Annotated in this window: 18 protein-coding genes, 3 tRNA genes and 1 pseudogene; 15 read left to right on the top strand and 7 right to left on the bottom strand. The window is 73.7% G+C overall.

Translation table 11 applies throughout. The features are described 5' to 3' along the window. Positions 1-251 precede the first annotated feature (251 nt). From AOK09_RS11700 to AOK09_RS11690, 3 genes are read left to right on the top strand one after another with little or no spacing between them, the layout of a single operon-like run. The gene (locus tag AOK09_RS11700; protein WP_055587089.1) at positions 252-1,487 is read left to right on the top strand and encodes a hypothetical protein; all 1,236 of its coding nucleotides are present in this window, start codon (positions 252-254) and stop codon (positions 1,485-1,487) included. Further along, positions 1,484-3,094, top strand: a complete 1,611-nt coding sequence (locus AOK09_RS11695; RefSeq protein ID WP_055587088.1) for an ATP synthase subunit B family protein — start codon at positions 1,484-1,486, stop codon at positions 3,092-3,094. Before AOK09_RS11700 ends, AOK09_RS11695 begins: the two co-directional genes overlap by 4 nt. Positions 3,095-3,101: 7 nt before the next feature. Further along, on the top strand, positions 3,102-4,457 hold the full coding sequence (locus AOK09_RS11690; RefSeq protein ID WP_055587087.1) for an AAA family ATPase: 1,356 nt from the start codon (positions 3,102-3,104) through the stop codon (positions 4,455-4,457). A 63-nt stretch (positions 4,458-4,520) separates the two neighbouring features. On the opposite strand, the gene AOK09_RS11685 is transcribed toward AOK09_RS11690, so the two are convergent. Continuing rightward, the gene (locus tag AOK09_RS11685) at positions 4,521-4,997 is read right to left on the bottom strand and encodes a DUF7919 family protein (RefSeq protein WP_055587086.1); all 477 of its coding nucleotides are present in this window, start codon (positions 4,995-4,997) and stop codon (positions 4,521-4,523) included. A 139-nt stretch (positions 4,998-5,136) separates the two neighbouring features. On the opposite strand from AOK09_RS11685, the gene AOK09_RS11680 reads away from it, so the two are divergent. The 4 genes from AOK09_RS11680 (at position 5,137) to AOK09_RS11665 (ending at position 6,990) form a co-directional block, all read left to right on the top strand. Beyond that, positions 5,137-5,409 (top strand): type II toxin-antitoxin system Phd/YefM family antitoxin, encoded by a 273-nt coding sequence (locus AOK09_RS11680; RefSeq protein WP_055587085.1) that lies wholly within the window; start codon positions 5,137-5,139, stop codon positions 5,407-5,409. A gap of 392 nt (positions 5,410-5,801) precedes the next feature. Beyond that, positions 5,802-6,173 (top strand): hypothetical protein, encoded by a 372-nt coding sequence (locus AOK09_RS11675; protein ID WP_055587084.1) that lies wholly within the window; start codon positions 5,802-5,804, stop codon positions 6,171-6,173. Between the two features lie 132 nt (positions 6,174-6,305). Then, on the top strand, positions 6,306-6,878 hold the full coding sequence (locus tag AOK09_RS11670) for a bifunctional DNA primase/polymerase (protein WP_055587092.1): 573 nt from the start codon (positions 6,306-6,308) through the stop codon (positions 6,876-6,878). 39 nt (positions 6,879-6,917) lie between these two features. Beyond that, positions 6,918-6,990 (top strand) — tRNA-Lys (locus AOK09_RS11665). Positions 6,991-7,278: 288 nt separating this feature from the next. Here AOK09_RS11665 and AOK09_RS11660 read toward each other — a convergent pair. Further along, positions 7,279-8,475: an acyl-CoA dehydrogenase family protein gene (locus tag AOK09_RS11660; RefSeq protein WP_055587083.1), complete on the bottom strand. Its 1,197-nt coding sequence runs from the start codon at positions 8,473-8,475 to the stop codon at positions 7,279-7,281. A gap of 129 nt (positions 8,476-8,604) precedes the next feature. Between AOK09_RS11660 and AOK09_RS11655 the strand changes: the two genes are divergently transcribed. Beyond that, positions 8,605-8,677, top strand: a tRNA-Lys gene (locus tag AOK09_RS11655). A 65-nt stretch (positions 8,678-8,742) separates the two neighbouring features. Here the strand turns inward: AOK09_RS11655 and AOK09_RS11650 are convergent. After that, positions 8,743-9,837 carry a right-handed parallel beta-helix repeat-containing protein gene (locus AOK09_RS11650; RefSeq protein ID WP_079062965.1) on the bottom strand — a complete coding sequence of 365 codons (1,095 nt, stop codon included), beginning with the start codon at positions 9,835-9,837 and terminating at the stop codon, positions 8,743-8,745. Between the two features lie 155 nt (positions 9,838-9,992). Beyond that, the gene (locus AOK09_RS11645) at positions 9,993-10,358 is read right to left on the bottom strand and encodes a hypothetical protein (protein ID WP_157875864.1); all 366 of its coding nucleotides are present in this window, start codon (positions 10,356-10,358) and stop codon (positions 9,993-9,995) included. 103 nt (positions 10,359-10,461) lie between these two features. On the opposite strand from AOK09_RS11645, the gene AOK09_RS11640 reads away from it, so the two are divergent. From AOK09_RS11640 to AOK09_RS11625, 4 genes are all read left to right on the top strand, one after another. Continuing rightward, a tRNA-Lys gene (locus tag AOK09_RS11640) sits at positions 10,462-10,534 on the top strand. Positions 10,535-10,619: 85 nt separating this feature from the next. Next, the gene (locus tag AOK09_RS11635; protein ID WP_055587081.1) at positions 10,620-11,594 is read left to right on the top strand and encodes an EamA family transporter; all 975 of its coding nucleotides are present in this window, start codon (positions 10,620-10,622) and stop codon (positions 11,592-11,594) included. A 152-nt stretch (positions 11,595-11,746) separates the two neighbouring features. Beyond that, positions 11,747-12,580 (top strand): ParA family protein, encoded by an 834-nt coding sequence (locus AOK09_RS11630; protein WP_063795927.1) that lies wholly within the window; start codon positions 11,747-11,749, stop codon positions 12,578-12,580. Further along, positions 12,580-13,359: a ParB/RepB/Spo0J family partition protein gene (locus AOK09_RS11625; protein ID WP_055587080.1), complete on the top strand. Its 780-nt coding sequence runs from the start codon at positions 12,580-12,582 to the stop codon at positions 13,357-13,359. The genes AOK09_RS11630 and AOK09_RS11625 overlap by 1 nt, the downstream gene beginning before the upstream one ends. Positions 13,360-13,497: 138 nt before the next feature. Here AOK09_RS11625 and AOK09_RS11620 read toward each other — a convergent pair whose 3' ends face one another. Beyond that, positions 13,498-13,836 carry a chorismate mutase gene (locus AOK09_RS11620; RefSeq protein WP_055587079.1) on the bottom strand — a complete coding sequence of 113 codons (339 nt, stop codon included), beginning with the start codon at positions 13,834-13,836 and terminating at the stop codon, positions 13,498-13,500. A 323-nt stretch (positions 13,837-14,159) separates the two neighbouring features. Between AOK09_RS11620 and AOK09_RS11615 the strand changes: the two genes are divergently transcribed. From AOK09_RS11615 to AOK09_RS11605, 3 genes are all read left to right on the top strand, one after another. Further along, on the top strand, positions 14,160-14,927 hold the full coding sequence (locus AOK09_RS11615; RefSeq protein WP_055587078.1) for a VOC family protein: 768 nt from the start codon (positions 14,160-14,162) through the stop codon (positions 14,925-14,927). Positions 14,928-15,020: 93 nt separating this feature from the next. Then, the gene (locus AOK09_RS11610; protein ID WP_055587077.1) at positions 15,021-15,446 is read left to right on the top strand and encodes an OsmC family protein; all 426 of its coding nucleotides are present in this window, start codon (positions 15,021-15,023) and stop codon (positions 15,444-15,446) included. Between the two features lie 280 nt (positions 15,447-15,726). Continuing rightward, the gene (locus tag AOK09_RS11605) at positions 15,727-17,625 is read left to right on the top strand and encodes a putative bifunctional diguanylate cyclase/phosphodiesterase (protein ID WP_245687247.1); all 1,899 of its coding nucleotides are present in this window, start codon (positions 15,727-15,729) and stop codon (positions 17,623-17,625) included. A 241-nt stretch (positions 17,626-17,866) separates the two neighbouring features. On the opposite strand, the gene AOK09_RS43665 is transcribed toward AOK09_RS11605, so the two are convergent. Together AOK09_RS43665 and AOK09_RS11600 are read right to left on the bottom strand one after the other, a co-directional pair. Continuing rightward, the gene (locus tag AOK09_RS43665; protein ID WP_407675392.1) at positions 17,867-18,106 is read right to left on the bottom strand and encodes a carbohydrate-binding protein; all 240 of its coding nucleotides are present in this window, start codon (positions 18,104-18,106) and stop codon (positions 17,867-17,869) included. Next, a pseudogene (locus AOK09_RS11600) lies at positions 18,083-19,318 on the bottom strand (carbohydrate-binding protein); the annotation flags it as partial. The gene AOK09_RS43665 and the pseudogene AOK09_RS11600, both read right to left, overlap by 24 nt. Between the last annotated feature and the right edge of the window lie 85 nt (positions 19,319-19,403).

Here is a 19,403-nt window from a genome sequence, read left to right as displayed (position 1 = left end):
CCTGGTGGACCGGGCGCGGCGCCGTTCCACCGTGGTGGCCGCCCATGTCCCGGCGCAGGTCCCCGCCCAGGCCACCGCCACCCACGACGAGGCCGTCCGCACCCGCTGACCGCCCTCCCCCGGGCGTCCGCTCCCCGGCCGGACCGCACCCTCCACCCGGCGCGTCGGCGGCCGGACCGTGCCCTCCAGCGACCGGTCGGCACCCGCGGATGCCCGCGTTGTCGGTCCCGGGTGCAAGACTGGCGCGCACCATGAACGTCTCGCACCCCGGGCACCTCCCTCACGGGCCTGCGGAGCCGCCCGCGCAGCGGCTCGCCAGGCTGCGCGGCCCCGTGCCGCAGCGCAGTCTGGACGCCCGCGCCCTCGCCGCGCTCGCCGCGAACCCCGGCTGCCGCCGCCGCGCCCTGCTGGACGCCGCCGGGGTCGACAAGGCCGCCCTGGCCGACCGGCTGGGCAGTCCCGCGCCCTTCGGCCAGTCCCCGTTCGCCATCGTCCGGGGAAACGTCTTCGAATCCCGCGTCAAGGCCGACGGGTACGCGGAGCTGCTGCTCCTGCTGCAGCAGCGGCTCGGCCTGCCGGAGCCGGGCGCCGCCGAGCTCGCCGTACCCGACCTGCTCCCCCGGGCCGGCACGGCGGTGCGCACCGAGCGCACGCGCCAGGTCCTCGCCGACGCGGCCGCACACCGCGGCCGCTGGACGCTGCTGGACCATCCCATGCTCTGCCTCGAGGTCGCCGGCTCCCCCGCCTTCCTGGAGCCGGACGCCGTGGTCGTGCGGCCCGACGGCCGCTGGACGGTCGTGGAGATCAAGTCCTTCCCCGTCCTCGACGGCTCCGCCGACCCGGCCAAGGTCGGCGCGGCGGCCCGCCAGGCCGCGGTGTACGTCCTGGCGCTGCAGCAGACCGCCGCAGAGCTGGCGGGCGTGAAGCCGGACCCCGACCCCTACGCCGCCCCCGAGGGCCTGGCGGCCGCGCCCGACACCGCGGTGCTGCTGGTCTGCCCCAGGGACTTCTCCAACCGGCCCACCGCCGCCGTGGTGGACGTCCGCCGGGAGCTCTCGGTCACCCGCCGCCAGCTGCAGCGGATGACCGGGATCGAGCAGCTGCTGGAGGCACTGCCCGAGGGCGTCGGCTTCGACCTCTCCACCGACGACGACGGTTCGCCCGTGCGCAGCACCGGGCAGCTGGGCGAGTCGGTGGCCGCCGTGCCCGCCGCCTACTCACCGGACTGCCTGTCCACCTGCGAGCTGGGCTTCCACTGCCGGCAGGAGGCCCGCTGCGCCGGCGCTGTGGAGCAGCTGGGCCGCGCGGTCCGCGGTGAGCTGGGCTCCCTGCGGACCGTCGGCGACGCCCTGGCCGCGGCCGCCGGCGCGGGTACGGACCCGGCGGACGAGGCCGCCGCCCGGCTGGCCCGTGCCGCCGCGCTGCGCGCGGAGGCGCTGGGGCGCCGCCCGTCGGCGCCCGGCAGCGGGGAGGCCCCGGGCGTATGAGCCTGCTGTCCACCCTCGCCCGGCTGGAGGCCGTACGGTCCGGCCGGGCCGAGCCGCTGGCGACGGTCCGCCACCGCCATCTCTCCGACCGCCCCATGGTCGTCGTCCCGCTGACCGCGGCCGGTGAGGCCGGTGCGCCGCTGGCGGCCATGCTGGGCACCGACCGGGCGGCGCCGCGGCTGCATGTGGTCCCGCAGCCGCTCGACCGCGACCAGCGGTTCGCCTTCCTGGCCGCGCTCGCCGCCGATCTGCTGCCCTATCTGGAGGGCTACGGCGAGGAGGTCGAGCAGGTCGAGGGGACCGAGCGCGATCCGGAGACCGGCGAGCGCACCCCCGTGGTGCGGGAGCTGTGCGCACAGGCGCCGCAGCTGATCGTCCCCAGCGCCGCCGGTGTCGACCAGCTGGGTCTGATCGGCCGCTCCACCCGTTTCCGCCGCACCGCGGACGACGCGGACGCCGGGCCGCACCCGGTGCCGACCAGGGTGCCGCTGCTCGGCCGCTGGCTCACCCATCTGCGGGAGCGTTCCGAGGTGCCCGGCTCCTCGCTGCTGGTCGCCATGACGGCGCTGCTCTCCCGGCACTGGGCTACCGGCCAGTCGCACCTGGAGGACCAGCACCTGGGCGCCCTGCTCGCCTGGATCTCCCCTCCCCCGGGGATGAGCGGCGCCGAGGCCGCGCGGCGGGCCGAGAGCGCCCGCGACGAGCGGGGGCAGCTGTACTGCCCTCCCGCCGGTCCCGCCACCGACCCGCGCTTCGACGAGAAGCTGCTCGCCCCCGCCGTGGCCCGCTATGACGCGGCCCGCGCCGCACTGCGCGCCCGGCCCGGGGGCGACGAGCGCGCCGAGCGGCATGTGCGGCGGGCCGCCGAGGAGATCCGGGAGCTGCTGGCCGGAGTGCTGCGCCCCACCTGGGACCAGGTGTGGCACGGCGTCGACCTGCTGCGCACCCTGCCGCCGGCCGCCCATCTGCCCGAACGGTGGGAGAGCGACCGCTGGTCCTACACCGGCCATCGCGACCGGCTGGCCGCGGGCGAACCGCCCCAGCCCCGCCATGACGACGCGGTGACCGCCGCCCGCAAGCTTGCGCAGCGCGAGCGCGAGCAGGCCAAAGTGGAACTGCAGGAGGCGCTGGACGATCCGCTGGCGATGGCCGAGCACCGGCTCTCCGGGGAGGCGTTCGCCGGGACGGTGGTGGACGTCGAGCCCGCGTACGACACCTCCGGCCGCAGCCCCAAGCCCCGGCCACTGGTCACTGTGCGCACCGCCGACCGTCCGCACGCCGACCCCGGCCGGGAGGTCCACCGGGCGGGGGGCCCTGCCGCGCAGAAGGCCGAGATCGTGGCGGTGGACCCGGACGACGGCACCCTCACCCTGCGGCTGACCTCGGGCATGGGCCGCAGGAAGGAGCCCGAGCCGGGGAGTGTGCCGCAGCCCGGGGAGCAGGTCGTCTTCACCCTCTTCGAGCTGACCGTGCGGCAGGCCGCGCCGCTGCCCGCCCCCGAGGACACCCCCTGGACCCATGGCGGCCCGCCGTCCGCCGCGGCCCTGGCTCCGGCCGCCGCCGCGGCCGGCTCCGACCCGATCACCGACCCCGAGGACTGGGAGTAGCGCACCGGTGGACCCCGTCGACCCCACGGCCTCACCCGCAGCCGCCGCCCAGCGGGTCACCGCAGAGATCCTGGACGCGGTCCTGCACGGCACCGAGCGCGGTGTCGTGGTGGACTCACCGCCCGGCGCCGGCAAGTCCACCCTGGTGGTGCGGGCCGCCCGGGAGCTGGTGGCCGCGGGTGAGCGGCTGATGATCGTCGCCCAGACCAACAGCCAGGTCGACGACCTGGTGGACCGGCTCGCCGAGACCGCCCCCGAGCTGTCCATCGGCCGGCTGCACAGCAGCGACGGGCGGCCCGCACCCGAGGCGCTGCGCCACGCCGGGGTCACCGCCTCCTCAAAGGTCGGCGATCTGGTGGAGCAGCAGGTGGTGGTGTCCACCGCCGCCAAGTGGCAGTGGGTGAAGGACGTCGACCCCTGGCGGCACGCCATCGTCGACGAGGCGTACCAGATGCGCTCGGACGCACTGCTGGCCGTGGCCCGGCTCTTCGAGCGCGCCCTCTTCGTCGGCGACCCGGGGCAGCTGGACCCCTTCACGGTGGTCGGCACCGACCAGTGGGCGGGCCTGAGCTGGGATCCCTCGCGCAGTGCGGTGACCGCGCTGCTGGACCACAATCCCGGCATCCGGCCGCACAATCTGCCGGTCTCCTGGCGGCTGCCGTACTCGGCGGCGGGGCTGGTGTCCCGGGCGTTCTATCCCTTCACCCCGTTCCGCTCGGGCACCGGCGAGGGCGACCGGCGGCTCACCATCGGGACACGCGGGGACGGCGGCCCGGTGGACGCGGTGATCGACGAGGCCGCGGAGTCCGGCTGGGGGTTGCTGGAGCTGCCCGCCCGGCACACCGTACGCACCGACCCGGAGGCGGTGCAGGCGGTGGCGCAGACCGTGCGCCGGGTGCTGGACCGGGGCCTGGCCGCCGTCTCCGAGCGGGGTACCGCCCCGGTCACCGCAGACCGGATCGCGGTGGGCACCGCCCACCGCGACCAGGCCGCCGCCGTCAGGTCCGCCCTCACCGCGCTGGGGGTGCCCGTCGAGGCGGAGCGGGGCCCGGCTGTCACCGTGGACACCGCCAACCGCCTCCAGGGCCGCGAGTACGACCTCACCGTGGTGCTGCACCCGCTCTCCGGCCGGCCGGACGCCACCGCCTTCCACCTGGAGACGGGGCGGCTCTGCGTCCTGGCGTCACGGCACCGGCACGCCTGCATCGTGGTCGCCAGGGCCGGTATCGCCGAGCTGCTGGACGAGCATCCGTCGACCGAGCCGGTGCAGCTCGGGGTGAGCGTGAAGTTCCCCGACGGCTGGGAGGCCAACCATGCGGTACTGGCCCGCCTGGCGGAGCACCGGGTGTCGCACCGTCCGTAACGGGCATCGATGCCCCCGGACGCCGGAATCGCAGCCGGGCAGACCCGTCGGAATCGGCCGGTCCTACTCCGACATGCGTTCCGCGTCGTCGGGAATCCAGGGAAACGGGACGTCGGGCCACCTGGTCGCGGCCCACGCATCGAGGTCGACCGCGAGAACGGCATCGATGAAGACCTGCGGCGGCCGATAGCCGTGCGCAGTGATGTAGTGGGTGATCAGAAAGGGCGCGGCGTAGGTGACCCCGGGTGCCCCCGGAATGCGCACCTCTCCGTTCCCTTCCGGGGCCTCTTCCGGAGGGCAGAGGTCGCACTCGTGCACCCCGAGACAGATGTTCACGCAGTGGATCTTCTGGATTGCCTTCAGCTTCGCTGTGAACTCCACGGGAACCATGCCTGTCGGGTACGGCCTGCCCGCCTCCAGCCACCCCACGTTCAGGCGCGCATAGGTCGGGCGGTACCAGAGCCCGTAGAAGCCCGACTCTCTGTCCGTGAACGAGTCTTCGTCCCCGTAGTCGTACTCGGTGAGATCTTCGTAGAACACCGGCGCATCATCCTTGCGCCACACCGCGTGGGCAATGCGGTTCCTGGACCCGGCGGACACTCCGCTTGCGCCAGACTTGTCCCCGATTGTCGTACGACCCCAGCACCACGACGTCGCACCACCGGGAAGAGGTGACCCAGTGACCATAAGCGCCAGCGAGGCCCGCTCTCGCCTGTTCCCCCTCATTCAGCAGGTCAACGACGACCACGTGCCCGTACGTATCTCCTCCAAGGCCGGGGACGCCGTGCTCATGTCCGCCGAGGACTACGACTCCTGGCAGGAAACGATCTACCTGCTGCGTTCACCCGCCAATGCCCGGCGCCTGAGGGAGGCCGTCGCCCGGGACAAGGCCGCAGGCCCCGACGTTGTCACGACGACGGAAGAGCTGGAAGAGCCGGCCGGTGACGTGTGAGAAGCGTCCACGTCGACCCGGCCGCCGGAGGACTTCCTCTGCCCTGCGGTACTGGCCCGCCTGGCGGAGCACCGGGTCCGCGCCTGGTGAGCCCGGGGCCCGGGGCTGGGCGGAAGGCGGCTGGGCGGCGGGGCATACGGCAGCCGCTGATGCGGAATACCACCCAGGGGGCCCGCTGTTCCTCACGGCGTCGCCCCGCCACGCCATGGCCGGCGCCGGAAGCGTCCGCGTCCCGCGGAGGTCTCCGGTTGATCGGCCGGCAGCCGTGCCCTGAGCCGTATGTGCGCGACCCGTAGGATGCCCGACCCGTAGGACCTGCTCAGCCCGCACGACCCGCTCGACCGTGACAGCCGCCCGAACCTCGTCCTTCCGACCGCCCAGTGGAGGTGCCCATGTCCGACCCGTACGACCGGCAGCGCTCTTCGGAGGGGAAGGGACCCGCCCGGCGGTTCCGGCCCGCCCCGCTGCTCTTCGAACCGCGGGCGGACGCGACCGAGGTCGAGCACTTCTTCGACCTGGAGTCGATCGACGACCCCAGGGAGCTGCTGCGCCGCTCCACCGAGCTGGCCCTCGCCTTCCGGGCGGCCGCCGAGCGGGCCACCGACTTCCAGGCCGTGGCCGCGGCCGAGCTGGCCGATCCGCGCCGCTTCGACGCGTTGAGCTGCTCGGAGATCGCCGCCCGTGCGGACTGGACGCCGGACTACGCGGCCAAGATGGTCGAGTACGGGCGCGGTCTGAAGAAGCAGCAGCGCGCCGCCGACTGACCGTCCGGCGTGGCCTGTGCCCACCGCCTCTGGCATATGCGGGCGGAAAGGGTACGCCGCCGTCGTCCGTCCTGTCCGGTGAACGGTGCTTCCTGCGGCACCCCTGTGGCACTGCGGGTAGATCTGCTGTCCGTGGACATCTGGACGTATGAATCCGTCGAGTACATCACCGTGGCCGGGGAGGCCTGGCTGGCGTCCGCGAGCGACTACCCGCACAGTCTGCAGGCGCTGTGGCGGGAGCGCCCGGGGGCGGCCAGTGTGCTGCCCTGCGGACGCACCTTCGATGTGGTCAGCCTGCCGGAGGTGTTCGGCCGCCAGGTCCTGGAGGACCTGTGGACGGCCGGCCCGGGGTGCGGCCCGGTGGCCTGCCACCGGGGCCGGCTGCTGCTCTTCGCCCGGGTCGGCACCGCCGACCGGCTCCGGCCCCTGCTGCGCTGGGAGGAGTGGGGCCCCGACGTGCCTCCGGTGCTCTGCCACGGCGCGGGCGACGCCGTCACCGTCCCCCCGGTCCAGCGCCCGGTGAAGGCCCCGGACGACGCGCCCGGCGGCCTGCTGGCCGGCCGCTGGATCGTCGCACCCGACCGCCGTGAGCCCTGGCTGCCGGATGCGCCGGTGCTGCTGCGGGCCTGCGTCCGGGCGGCCCGGGGAGCGGCCGGGCGCAGACGGCCGCCGGGGGCCGTCCACATGGACCAAACCGATTTCTGATCGGACGCGGTCGGCTGCTAAAGTCTCCGATGTCGGTGAGCGCCGCTAGCTCAACTGGCAGAGCAGCTGGCTCTTAACCAGCGGGTTCGGGGTTCGAGTCCCTGGCGGCGCACCGGTCTCCTTTCAGGGGTCCTCTGCTGACATGTGAAGCAGCGCCCTGGTCGCATGATGCGACCGGGGCGCTGCTTCGTTGTGGGGCGGGAGACGGCCCTGCGGCGGCTGCGAGCCGCCGCTGCCGGTCCGGAAGGGCATCACACTTGACGCCGCGCCGCTCCAGCTCGCCCCGGCAGGCGACCGCGCGGTACGCCGTCCGCCGCGCGGCGAACCGCCCCGGCCGAGCCGTACGCCGCCTCCCGCCGCCCGGCTCCCGGTCGGCGGCGGCAGGCGGGCGGGCGGGCGCTCAGTGGAAGGCGTCGAGTCCGGTGAGGGCCTTGCCGACGATCAGCTGGTGCATCTCCACGGTTCCCTCGTAGGTCAGCACCGACTCCAGGTTGGCGGCGTGCCGCATCACCGGGTACTCATGGCTGATCCCGTTGGCGCCCAGGATGGTCCGCGCCGCGCGCGCGATCCCCATCGCCTCCCGGACGTTGTTGAGCTTGCCGTAGCTGACCTGCTCGGCGCGCAGCCGTCCGGCGTCCATCCGCCGGCCCAGGTGGAGCGCCAGCAGCAGCGCCTTCTGCAGCTCCAGCGACATGTCGGCCAGTTTGGCCTGGGTGAGCTGGAAACCGCCGATCGGCCTGCCGAACTGCTCACGGGTGGTCGCATAGTCCAACGCGGTCTCAAAGCAGCTGCGCCCGGCGCCGACCGCGCCCCAGACGATGCCGTAGCGGGCCTGGTTGAGGCAGCTCAGCGGACCGCGCAGCCCGGTGACGCCGGGCAGGACCGCGTCGGCGGGCAGCCGCACCCCGTCGAGCACCAGTTCACTGGTGACGGAGGCGCGCAGCGAGGCCTTGTGCCTGATCTCGGGGGCGGAGAAGCCGGGGGTGCCGGCCGGTACCAGGAAGCCGCGCACGCCTTCGTCGGTGCGGGCCCACACCACGGCGACCCCGGCCACCGAACCGTTGGTGATCCACATCTTGCGGCCGTCGAGCACCCAGTCACCGCCGGCCTCCCGCTTGGCGCGGGTCCGCATGGACGCCGGGTCGGATCCGTGGTCGGGTTCGGTGAGGCCGAAGCAGCCGATCACCTCGCCGGACGCCATGGCGGGCAGCCACTGCTGCTTCTGCTCCTCCGAGCCCCAGCGGTGGATGGCGTACATGGCGAGCGAACCCTGCACCGACACCAGGGAGCGGATCCCGGAGTCGCAGGCCTCCAGCTCCAGGCAGGCCAGGCCGTACTGGACCGCCGAGGCACCGGCGCAGCCGTACCCCTCCAGGTGCATCCCGAGCGCCCCCAGCCGCCCCAGCTCCCGGGCCAGTTCGCGGATCTCGGGCAGCTCACCGCGCTCGAACCAGTCGGCGATCCGCGGTGCGACCCGCTCGGCGCACCAGCGCCGGACGGTGTCCCGTACGGCGCGCTCCTCGTCGTCCAGCAGGTCGTCGACGCCCAGCGGGTCGCGCGGGTCGAAGGCGGGCGGCGGCGCGGACACGGCGCTCATGGGTGTCTCCTCGGCGGTACGGGGGCGGGCGGCGGTCGGGGCCACGCTCGCAGGTCGGGCCGGGTGCGTCGAGTCGGCGTCCGATTCGGTGTTCCGGCCGGTGGCCGTGTACAGTCGTCGCGTCAGCGGGCGCCGCTAGCTCAACTGGCAGAGCAGCTGGCTCTTAACCAGCGGGTTCGGGGTTCGAGTCCCTGGCGGCGCACAGACAGTGAGGGCCCCTCTCCCACGGGAGAGGGGCCCTCACCGCTTCCGGGCGCCGGGCGTGCCTCAGCAGCGGCCGGTGGGCTCGGAGACGGTGCAGGCGTTGCGGGCGAAGACGTTGCCGGTGCCCTTGTCGCGGTCGGCGAGGTCGGCGGTCTTGTTGCCCTTCAGGGTGTTGCGCTCGATGATGTTGCCCTTGTTGGGGATGCCCACGACGCTGGGGTAGAGCACGATTCCGCCGGACATCGGCACGGTGCCCTTGTTGTCCCGGATGTCGTTGCCGGTGACCGTGGTCTGCTCCACGCCGGTGAGCACGATCCCCGCGCCCTGGATGGTGGGGAGGCGGGGCGTCGCGGCACAGGAGCGGTTGTTGGCGCGGACCTGGTTGTCGCGGACGGTGAGGTGCCCGGCCCGGGGCACGCCCTCGTCGCCCACCACGAAGATGCCACCGCAGTTGTCCGTCACGGTGTTGTGCTCCACCGTCAGGTTGCGCAGCCGCCGCAGGGTGATGCCGATCCGGTTGCCCGAGACATGGTTGCCGGAGACCAGGGCGCCCGCGTCGTCGGTGGCGCCGCCCTCCTCGCTGACCGTGTTGGCGAGGAAGATGCCAGTCTCCTTGTTGTTCCTGGCGGTGTTGTCCTGGAAGACGCCGCGCACCGACTTGTCCTGCCGGATGCCGTGCTCACCGTTGCCCACCGCCTGGACGCCCCGCACCAGCAGGCCGTCGGTCTCGGTGGCCATCAGGCCGTCCTTGGTGAAGCCGGACACCGACAGCGACATGATGCGGACGCCGGTGAGCCGGTGCCCCGCGGTGCCGGTGACGCAGATGCCGTGCCCCTGCTTGGCGCAGTCGCCACTGCCCCCCTGGGCGTCGGGGGTGATCACCGTGGCGGGGCCCGCTCCCTGGAGGGTGATGCCGGCGGTGCGCACCTGGACGCTGCCGTGGAAGATCCCGGCGGGGATGGTGACGGTGTCGCCCGGCTTGGCGAGATCCACCACCTGCTGGATCGATCCGCCCTGCGGGACGGCCCGGACCGTCCCGTCCTGGCCGGAGGGCGTGGATCCGCCCAGGTCGAGGGCTCCGACGCCGGCGGCGGCTGCCACGGCGAGGGCTGACACGCCGGCGGCGCCGGCGGCGTACTTGAACTTGCGATGGCGCATCGGTGGCGACCTGCTTCCTGAAGCTTGCGGACATCGGCGGACGTGACAGCCCGCACCCGCTCGAAGCTATGCAGCGCACCACCGGCCCGCACGCCGGGTGACCCCCACGGTGCACCGGGTGACGGCCGACCGGCCCAGCCGCCCTGTGCGCGGTCTCACCGGTCGGCCCGGTAGACCTCGCCGCCGGGGCCGACCGCGTACACGTCCAGCGCCAGTGCCTCCCTGACCTGCGGCAGGACCCGCAGCGCCGCGTCCAGCGCGTCCTCCGGGACCACCACCGCGTAGCGGCTGCTGGGCACCCCGTCCATCCGGCGCAGCAGCCGCCCGTAGGCGGTGTCCAGGTCCGGCCCCGGGTCGGTGGTGTCCCCTTGGACCTCCACCAGCAGCCGGGCGCCGTCGGCGTGCCAGGCCTCGATGTCCACGCAGTCCTTCGTGCAGCTCTCCTCGAGGATCTTCCAGCCGTGGGTGCGCAGCCAGCCCACGAAGGCGCCGCACATCCGCTGTTCGTCTCCGCTGCCCATGACCTCAGGATGCGGCAGCCCGGCGTTCGGCGCGAGCGACCGGCCGCGGCGGGCCGACGGGCATGGGACCTGCGCGGATACGGTAGAGTTTCGTCGTCGGTGAGCGCCGCTAGCTCAACTGGCAGAGCAGCTGGCTCTTAACCAGCGGGTTCGGGGTTCGAGTCCCTGGCGGCGCACAGACACTGAGGGCCCCTCCGGTCGGAGGGGCCCTCAGTCGTCGGCGCGCCAGGCCGCCCCTCGCTGAGCTGCGAGAATGACCGGATGCACGACTCTCGGAGGCGCGGTCCGGCCGCGCCGCGCTCCACCCGGTCGACCGGACTGGTCCTGGCCCTGCTCTCCGCGCTGGCCTTCGGCGGCTCGGGCACCGCCGCCAAGCCGCTGATCTCAGCAGGCCTGGACCCCCTGCATGTGGTGTGGCTGCGGGTGGCCGGTGCGGCGCTGGTGCTGCTGCCGGTGGCGGTGCGGCACCGGGGTGTGCTGCGGCGGCGGCCCGGGCTGATGGTGGGGTTCGGGCTGCTGGCGGTGGCCGGTGTGCAGGCCTTCTACTTCGCCGCCATCGCCCGGATCCCGGTGGGCGTGGCGCTGCTCATCGAGTACCTGGGCCCGCCGCTGCTGCTGGGCTGGGTACGGCTGGTGCAGCGCAGGCCGGTGAGCCGGGCTGCGGCGCTGGGAGCGCTGCTGGCGGTGAGCGGGCTGGCGTGCGTGGTCGAGGTGTGGGCCGGGCTGGGCTTCGACGCGGTCGGGGTGCTGCTGGCGCTGGGGGCGGCCTGCTGCCAGGTGGGGTACTTCGTCCTGGGGGACGCAGGCGGCGACGGGGAGGACCCGGTGGATCCGCTGACGGTGTCCGCCTATGGGCTGCTGGTGGGTGCGGTGGTGCTGACGGCGGTCGCCCGCCCGTGGGAGATGCGGTGGACGCTGCTGGGCGGTTCGGTGGCGATGGGTGGGTCTCAGGTCCCGGCGCTGCTCCTGGTGGGCTGGGTGGTGCTGGTGGCGACCGTGCTGGCGTATCTCACGGGAGTGGTGTCGGTACGGCGGCTGTCGCCACCGGTCGCGGGGGTGGTGTCCTGCCTGGAGGCCGTGGTGGCCACCGTGGCGGCCTGGGTGCTGCTGGGCGAGCGGCTGGGTGTCCCGCAGGTGGTCGGTGGGCTGATGGTGCTGGCGGGCGCACTGATCGCGCAGACCTCCGCACCGGCCGGGGAGCCGGTCTCGGAGCGGTCGCTGCCGGCGGCCGTGTAGGGCCGGTGGAGGGGCGGCGGCCGCTGTGGACGGCCGCCGTCACGGCGACACCCGGCCGCGACACCGGGCAGGGGTGCGGCCTGTGCGACGGTCGCACTGTCACAGTGGCCATACATCCCTAATGTCCGATTCGAGAGGTTCAGGGACGGCCCATGGCCCATGTGCATGTGATCCTCAACCAGAAGGGCGGGGTGGGGAAGTCCACCCTCACCGTCAACCTCGCCGCCGTCACCGCCGATGTGCTCGGCCGCACCGGCAACGAGGCCCCACCCGTGGTCGCGGTCTCCACCGACCCGCAGGGCTCCGCGGCCTGGTGGTCGGAGCGGGTGGGCGACGGCCTCCCCTTCGACTTCGTGCAGGCGCACGACGACCCGGCGGGGCTCGCCTCGCTGCATCTGATCCCCACCGCCCGCCATGTCTTCGTGGACACCCCGGGCTGGCTGGACCTCTCGGGTACCGCCGGGGCGAACGGCTGCCCGCTGGGCGACGGCCCCGCCGCCGACGCCCTGCGGGCGGTCCTGGAGCACGCCCATGACGTGATCGTGCCCATCGAGCCCGAGCCGCTGGGCTTCGAGCCCACCCGGCGCACCATCGAACGGGTCGTCAAGCCGCGCGGACTGCCGTTCCGCGTGGTGGTCAACAACTGGGACCCCCGGGACGGACGCGCCGACCTCGACCAGACCAGGGCCTTTGTGCAGGCCCAGGGATGGCCGATGGCGCGCACCGTGGTCCGACACTACAAACTGCACACCCGGGCCTCGGCCGACGGCATGGTGGTCACCCAGTACGGCGGCAACCGGGTCGCCCTGCAGGCCAGGGAGGACTTCTTCCGCCTGGCCCTGGAGGTGGGCCTGGGCGCGGCCGTACCCGCCCCCGCCGGGCCACGGGACCAACCGGCGGCCCCGTCCCGCAGCGGCGCCACGAGCGGCCGGCCCCGGCCGCCGCGCGGGCGGCGGGCTGACGCCAGGCGCACGGAGGTGGCGTGATGGGCCGCCGTACCGACCTCGCCAGCCTGCTCACCCCCGGCACCCCGGACTCCGCTGCGCCGCGCCATCCGGTCGTCCTGCCGCTCACCGCCCTCGCCGAGAACCCCGGCAACCCCCGCTCGGAGCTGCGTGACCTCGAGGGCCTCGCGGAGACCCTGCGCGAGCGCGGGGTGCTCCAGCCGCTGGGTGTGATCGGCCGCGAGGCGTTCCTCGCCGACCATCCGCAGCACCGCGCAGCCGTCGGTGACGCGCCCTATGTGGTGCTGCACGGCCACCGGCGGCTGGCCGCGGCCCGGCTCGCCGGCCTCACCGAGGTCCCGGTGCACGTACGGCCGGACGCGGGCCGCTCCGACGAGGACGCCCTGATCGAGAACGTCCAGCGCGACGACCTCACCGAGCTGGAGCAGGCCCACGCCATCCAGCGGCTGGTGGACGCCTGCGGCTACTCCCAGCGGGAGCTGGCCGGACGGCTCGGCAAGTCCCAGGGGTTCATCTCCCAGCGGCTGGCGCTGCTGCGGCTGCGGCCCGAGCTGCAGCGGGCGCTGGCCGAGGGCATGCTCCCGGTGGAGGACGCCCGGCGGATCGCCCGGCTCCCCCAGGAGCGGCAGTCCCTGCCCGCGCCCGCCGCACGCGCCCGGCGTGCGGCCGGGCCCCCCGCGCCCAGGCGTGATTACGCCGTAATCACCCTGGACACCCCGGAGAACATCGCGGCCGCACTGCGCCGCCACCTCGCCCCGCGGCTGCTGGACCGTCTGATCGTGCTGCTGGCCGACGGCTGAAGGGCGTCCCGGAAGCCGGCCCCGCACCCTCGGGCGTCCACCCGGTGCGGGGCGGCTTCGGGCCCTCGTGGGGCAGTGCCTCCGCTCCGTGCACGTCAGCGGGCGTGCCGCCCGGCGCGCAGCCGGTGCGACGGCCTGTCAGGAGCGCGCGATGGCCTCATGGTGCCGGATGACCTCGGCGATGATGAAGTTGAGGAACTTCTCCGCGAAGACCGGGTCAAGATGGGCCTCCGAGGCCAGACCGCGCAGCCGCTCGATCTGCTGGCGCTCCCGGCCCGGGTCGGCGGGGGGCAGCTTGTGGCGGGCCTTGAGCCGCCCGACCTGCTGGGTCGCCTTGAAGCGCTCGGCGAGCATATGGACCACGGCGGCGTCGATGTTGTCGATCGACTGCCGGAGCCGGGTCAGCTCGGCTTGCACCTCCTGGTCCACCTCGCCCACGGAGTTGCCGCCGGGAGGGGTCTGGGGCTGGTCCGTCATCGTGGCTGCTCCGGGCCGGTGCGGGGGCTAGGGCGGACGCCACAGTAACAAGCATCGGGCTGCGGGGCCCGCCGTTGTCCGAGGAGTGGGAACGCCGCGTCGCCCGCGCGGACCGATCCCCCGGACGGCGTCCGCCCGGCGCCGGGGCGGCCTGGGCTGGGGCGTCCGGGGCGCCGGCCGCCGCGGTCGCCCGGTCGGCGGCGGTGCGGTTGCGGGCCGCCGGAGGCGGCCGGATCCTGGGCTCGCGGAACGTTCACGCGCGCCCCCCGGGAAGTGAGCTGCCCGGGAGCGCGGAAGAGCCGGAGCCTCAAGGAAGAGACCCCATGCCCCCTCGCGACTCCTACCCTGACGGCGCCCCCTGCTGGGCGGATCTGACCACCTCTGACGTCGCGGCCGCCCGGGACTTCTACGGACCGGTGCTCGGCTGGGAGTTCCAGGACCTCGGTGCCGAGATGGGCGGCTACACCATGTGCCTTCGCGGCGGGAAGCGGGTGGCCGCGCTGATGCCCCCGCCGCCGGGCGCGGAGTCCATGCCCGCCATGTGGAACGTCTATCTGGCCACCTCCGACCTGGACGGCGTGTACGCGAGGGTCGCCGATGCCGGCGGCAAACCGGTGATGGGGCCGCACGAGGTGCCCGGTGCGGGCCGGATGGCGTTCGCCTTCGACCCGGACGAGGCCTCCTTCGGGCTCTGGGAGGCGGGTGGCCACACGGGCGCCGAACTCTTCGCCGAGCCGGGAGCCATGTGCTGGCACGAGCTCAACACTCCGTCGGCGGAGACCGCCGACGCCTTCTACCGGCAGCTCTTCCCGTACAGCCAGGAGCAGATCGGCGACGGCCGGGAGTTCGACTACACCGCCTGGAAGGTGCCCGGCAGCGGCGACTCGCCGGTCTGCGGCCGCTACCGGACGGATGTGGCGCACCCGTACTGGTCCGTCTATCTCGCGGTGCCCGACGCCGACGCGGCGGCGGCGTCGGTGCAGCGGCTGGGCGGGCGTCTGGTGCGCGAGCCCTTCGACTCACCGCACGGCCGGATGGTGCCCGCCACCGATCCGGCCGGTGCCAGGCTGACTCTCTGCCAACTCCCCTGAGATCAGCGGTATCACCACCGTTCGGACATAGGCTGGGGCCGGACCCGCCCTCGGCTCCGTACCGCCCACACCCAGCAGCAGGAGGAACCGCCCGTGGCGACGACACGCACCGCACACACCGCCTGGGAAGGCAATCTGACCCACGGCAAGGGGGTCGTGACCTTCGACTCCTCCGGGATCGGCGACTTCCCGGTCTCCTGGCCGGCCCGCTCCGAGGAGCCCAACGGGAAGACCAGCCCTGAGGAGCTGATCGCGGGCGCCCACTCGGCCTGCTTCTCCATGGCGCTCTCGCACGGCCTGACCGGCGCCGGGACCCCGCCGGCCAAGCTGGAGACCAAGGCGGAGGTGACCTTCCAGCCGGGCACCGGGATCACGGGCATCCATCTGACCGTGACCGGTGAGGTGCCCGGGCTGGACGAGGCCGGCTTCGTCAAGGCCGCCGAGGAGGCCAAGGCCAACTGCCCGGTCAGCCAGGCGCTCTCCGGTACGACCATCACCCTCACCGCCCGGCTGGCCTGACGGCGACCGGCCTCCGCGTACGCCCCGGGCGCGAAACGCGAGATCCGCGCCCGGGGCGCACCGGCAGGAGCGCACCTCACTGCACACGATCACGGACGGTCCGGGTTTCCATGGCCTGCGGATCAGCGCACACCTTATGATCCCTGGGCGTGCGAACGGAATGTCCGTTCTGCACCACCTGGCGGGTGTGGCTGCGAGCAGTGGACGGGGGCATGCCGTGCGAGGCCGGACGCAGGGGGCCGACGCACACCGGGGGGCCGAAGCGCAGGACGGGACCGACATGTACGACGGCGCCGATGTCCACGAGAGCTCCGACTGCCCGGCCGCCGGGCCGGCCGGCTCACTGCCCGCGCCCATGTCCCTGCAGGAGGCACCGCCCGGCCACGTTCCCGCCGAGATCGTCTGCCCCTCCTGCGACACCCCGCTGCACGGGGTCAACGAGCGGCTCAGGGACGCCCTGCAGGCCAGCGAGTCGCGGTTCCGCGCCGCCTTCGCCGACGCGGGCATCGGCATGGCCCTGGTGGACTCCGACGACTGCATCATCGAGGCCAACCCGGCGCTGGCGGCCATGGTCGGCCGGGACGTCTCCGAGCTGGTACGGATGCACATCCACCGGTTCATCGACCCCGAGGAGTCCGCCCGCCGCCTCTACCTCGACCTGGTGGCCGGCGAGCGCGACCGGCTGCGGCTGGAGAAGCGGCTGAAGCACCGCGACGGCGGCACCGTGTGGACCAACATCACCATCTCGCTGATCAGGGACGGCGACGGCCGCCCCCTCTACACCCTGGCCATGGTGGAGGACGTCACCGAGCAGCGCCGCCTCGGCGACCGGCTGCACTACCAGTCGCTGCACGACCCGCTGACCCGGCTGCCCAACCGCTCCTACTTCTTCGAGCGGCTGGCCACCGCCTGCGAGTCCACGACCTCCGAACGCCGCCGGGTCGGCCTGTGCTACCTGGACCTGGACGGCTTCGCCGCCGTCAACGACACCCTCGGCCACCACATCGGTGACGAGCTGCTGGTCGCCGTGGCCACCCGTCTCGAGCGGCACTTCGCGAGCGGCGGCCGTCTGGTGGCGCGCCTGGGCGGGGACGAGTTCGCCCTGCTGGTGCCGGACAGCGAGGGCGGCGACCAGCTCACCGGGCTGGCGGCGGAACTGCTCCGGGTACTGGACCGGCCGTTCGACGTGGCCGGGCACCGGCTGGCGGTCACCGCCAGCGTCGGCGTGGTGGAGCGCCCGGTACGCGGCACCACCCCGACCGAGCTGGTGAAGGACGCCGACGCCACCCTGTACTGGTCCAAGGCCGACGGGCGGGCCCGGTGGACCCTCTACGACCCCGACCGCGGCGCCCACCAGATGACCCGCCAGCTGCTGGCGACCGCGCTGCGGCCCGCGCTGGAGCGGGGTGAGTTCGCGGTGGAGTTCCAGCCGCTGGTGGGACTGGCGGACGGGCGGGTGCACGGCGCGGAGGCGCTGGTCCGCTGGCGGCACCCGCGGTTCGGCACACTCTCGCCGGACCGCTTCATCCCCCTGGCGGAGGAGACCGGAGCGATCGTCCCCCTGGGCAAGTGGGTGCTGGAGGAGTCCTGCCGCCAGGCCCGGCACTGGCTGGACGAGTTCCCCTCCGCGGAGGTCTTCGTCAGCGTCAACCTGGCGGTGCGCCAGGTGTGGGACTCCGACGTGGTGGCCGATGTCGCCGAGGTGCTGGACCGCACCGGTCTGCCGCCCCGGCTGCTCCAGCTGGAACTGACCGAGAGCGCGGTGATGGGACCGGCCGGCCGGCCGCTCCAGGCGTTGCAGGCACTGGCCGACATGGGGGTGCGCATCGCCATCGACGACTTCGGCACCGGCTACTCCAACCTGGCGTACCTGTCGCGGCTGCCGGTCCATGTGCTCAAACTCGACGGCACCTTCGTGGAGGGCTTCCGCGACCAGGGCGGTGCCCGGCGGGAGGCCGACGAGAAGATCGTCTCGGCGATGGTGCGGCTCGCCCATGCGCTCGGCCTCACGGTGACCGCGGAGGGCGTCGAGAGCGCGGTGCAGGCCGAGCGGCTCCGGGCCACCGGCTGCGACACCGCGCAGGGCTGGTACTTCGCCCGGCCCGGACCGCCCCACCGGGTGGTCCGCATGCTGCGTGAGGGCCCCTGGCCGGCGGGCGGTGCGGCGGTTCCGGTCTGACCGGACCACGCGGAGCACGGCCGCCGCGAGACGCTCACGGCGGCCACGGCGGCCACGGCGGCCACGGCGGGAACGCGGTGGACGGCCCCGGGCCTGCTCACCGTCCGCGACCGGGCCACGGGGAGCCGGCTGCGTCCGGCCCCCCCGCCGCCGCGGCGGGCCTCGGACGCGGCTACCCGCGTCCCGGCGTCCGTGCGGGACCGCTCGGGAGAACGGCCCCGCACGTCCCTGGGTACTGCGGTCAGCAGGCGCCGTTGTCGGTCCAGACGTCCTGGCTGTTGTTGCCCGGGATGTCGCCCTGGGTCCACCACTTGGCGGTCCACTTGTGGCCGTTGTAGGAGACCGCCGCACCGCCGTTGTACGCCGTGGAGCTGCTCCACGCCGCAGCGGTGCAGCTGCCACCACCCGTGGTACCGCCGGTGGTCGTGGTCCCCCCGGTCGTGGTCGTACCGCCGGCGCAGGCACCGTTGTCCGTCCACACACCCTGGCTGTTGTTGCCCGGCACATCCCCCTGGGTCCACCACTTGGCGGTCCACTGATGCCCGTTGTAGGAGACCACCGCACCGCCGTTGTACGCGGTCGAGCTGCTCCACGCCGCAGCGGTGCAGCTGCCACCACCCGTGGTACCACCGGTGGTCGTCGTCCCACCCGTCGTGGTCGTACCACCCGTGGTCGTCGTGCCACCGGTCGTGGTGCCGGTGGGCGGGGTGGCGCCGGCGAACCGGACCGAGTACTTGGCGAAGTCCCAGGACGCCTGCGGCACGCTGCTGCAGGTGCCCGAGGTCTGGCCGTTGTTGTCCGGGGTGGCGCACTGGCGGTCGCGGTTGAGCGACCAGAAGGTGTAGCGGGCCAGCTTGTGCGAGGTGGCGTAGTCCAGCACCTGCTGGAAGTCGGCCTGGTAGAAGTACTCGCCGCTGTCGCTGCGCCCGTTCATCATGGAGACGCCCTCATGGGCGTACGCGGTGGCGGAGTCCCAGCCGAAGGTGGTGCGCAGCAGACCGTTGAAGGCCTCCAGCGCACTGATCTGCGAGGCGGCCCCGTTGAAGCCCCCGTCGAAGGGCATGATCGAGAAGTTGGCGGGGGTGAAGCCCTGGGACTTGGCCTCGTTGAGCATCTGCTGGCCGAACCAGCCGGTGCCGGCCGTGGTGCCCGCCGTGGTCACCGAGACATAAAGTCCGGGGTTGCTGCCCTGCAGGATCTTGGCGGCGCCGATCTCGTTGTGGATGGCGGCCGTGTTCTCGTACTCCGGCTCCTCCAGGTCGAAGTCGATCGCCTTCAGCTGGTACTTGTCGATCACCTGCTGATAGGCGGCAGCGGTGGCCTCGGGGGTGCCGCAGGTCTGGCCGAGCTTGGTGCCGCCGTAGCCGCCGATGGAGACGGAGACGTCGCCGCCCGCCGCACGGATGGAGCTGATGACGCCGGCGACCTGGGTGTCCGAGGAGACCGCGGCGGAGCCGTCCCAGGTGGGCGAGCAGCCGCCGCCGCTGGGCGCCAGGATGAAGGCGAGCTGGAACGCCTTCAGTCCGGAGGCCGACATGATGTCGGTGGCGCTCGGCGGGTTGTTGTCACGCGGCATCAGATACGGCGCGGCGGCGTACCAGTTGGAGCCGAGCGCGGCCGGCGTCGCGGTGGAGGCCTGGGCGGAGCTGCTCTGGAAGGCGGCCAGCAGACCGCTGGCGGCGAGGGCCGCCACGCCGGTGACTGCGGCCGCCCTGCGGAAGCGGCCGCCGGGGACCCGGTGGACGGGGGGTTGCGTGGTGCGCGGCACGGGGGGCCTC

Source organism: Peterkaempfera griseoplana, assembly GCF_001418575.1.
Taxonomy (GTDB): Bacteria; Actinomycetota; Actinomycetes; order Streptomycetales; family Streptomycetaceae; genus Peterkaempfera; species Peterkaempfera griseoplana.
This window is presented reverse-complemented; position numbering and strand designations above follow the sequence as displayed.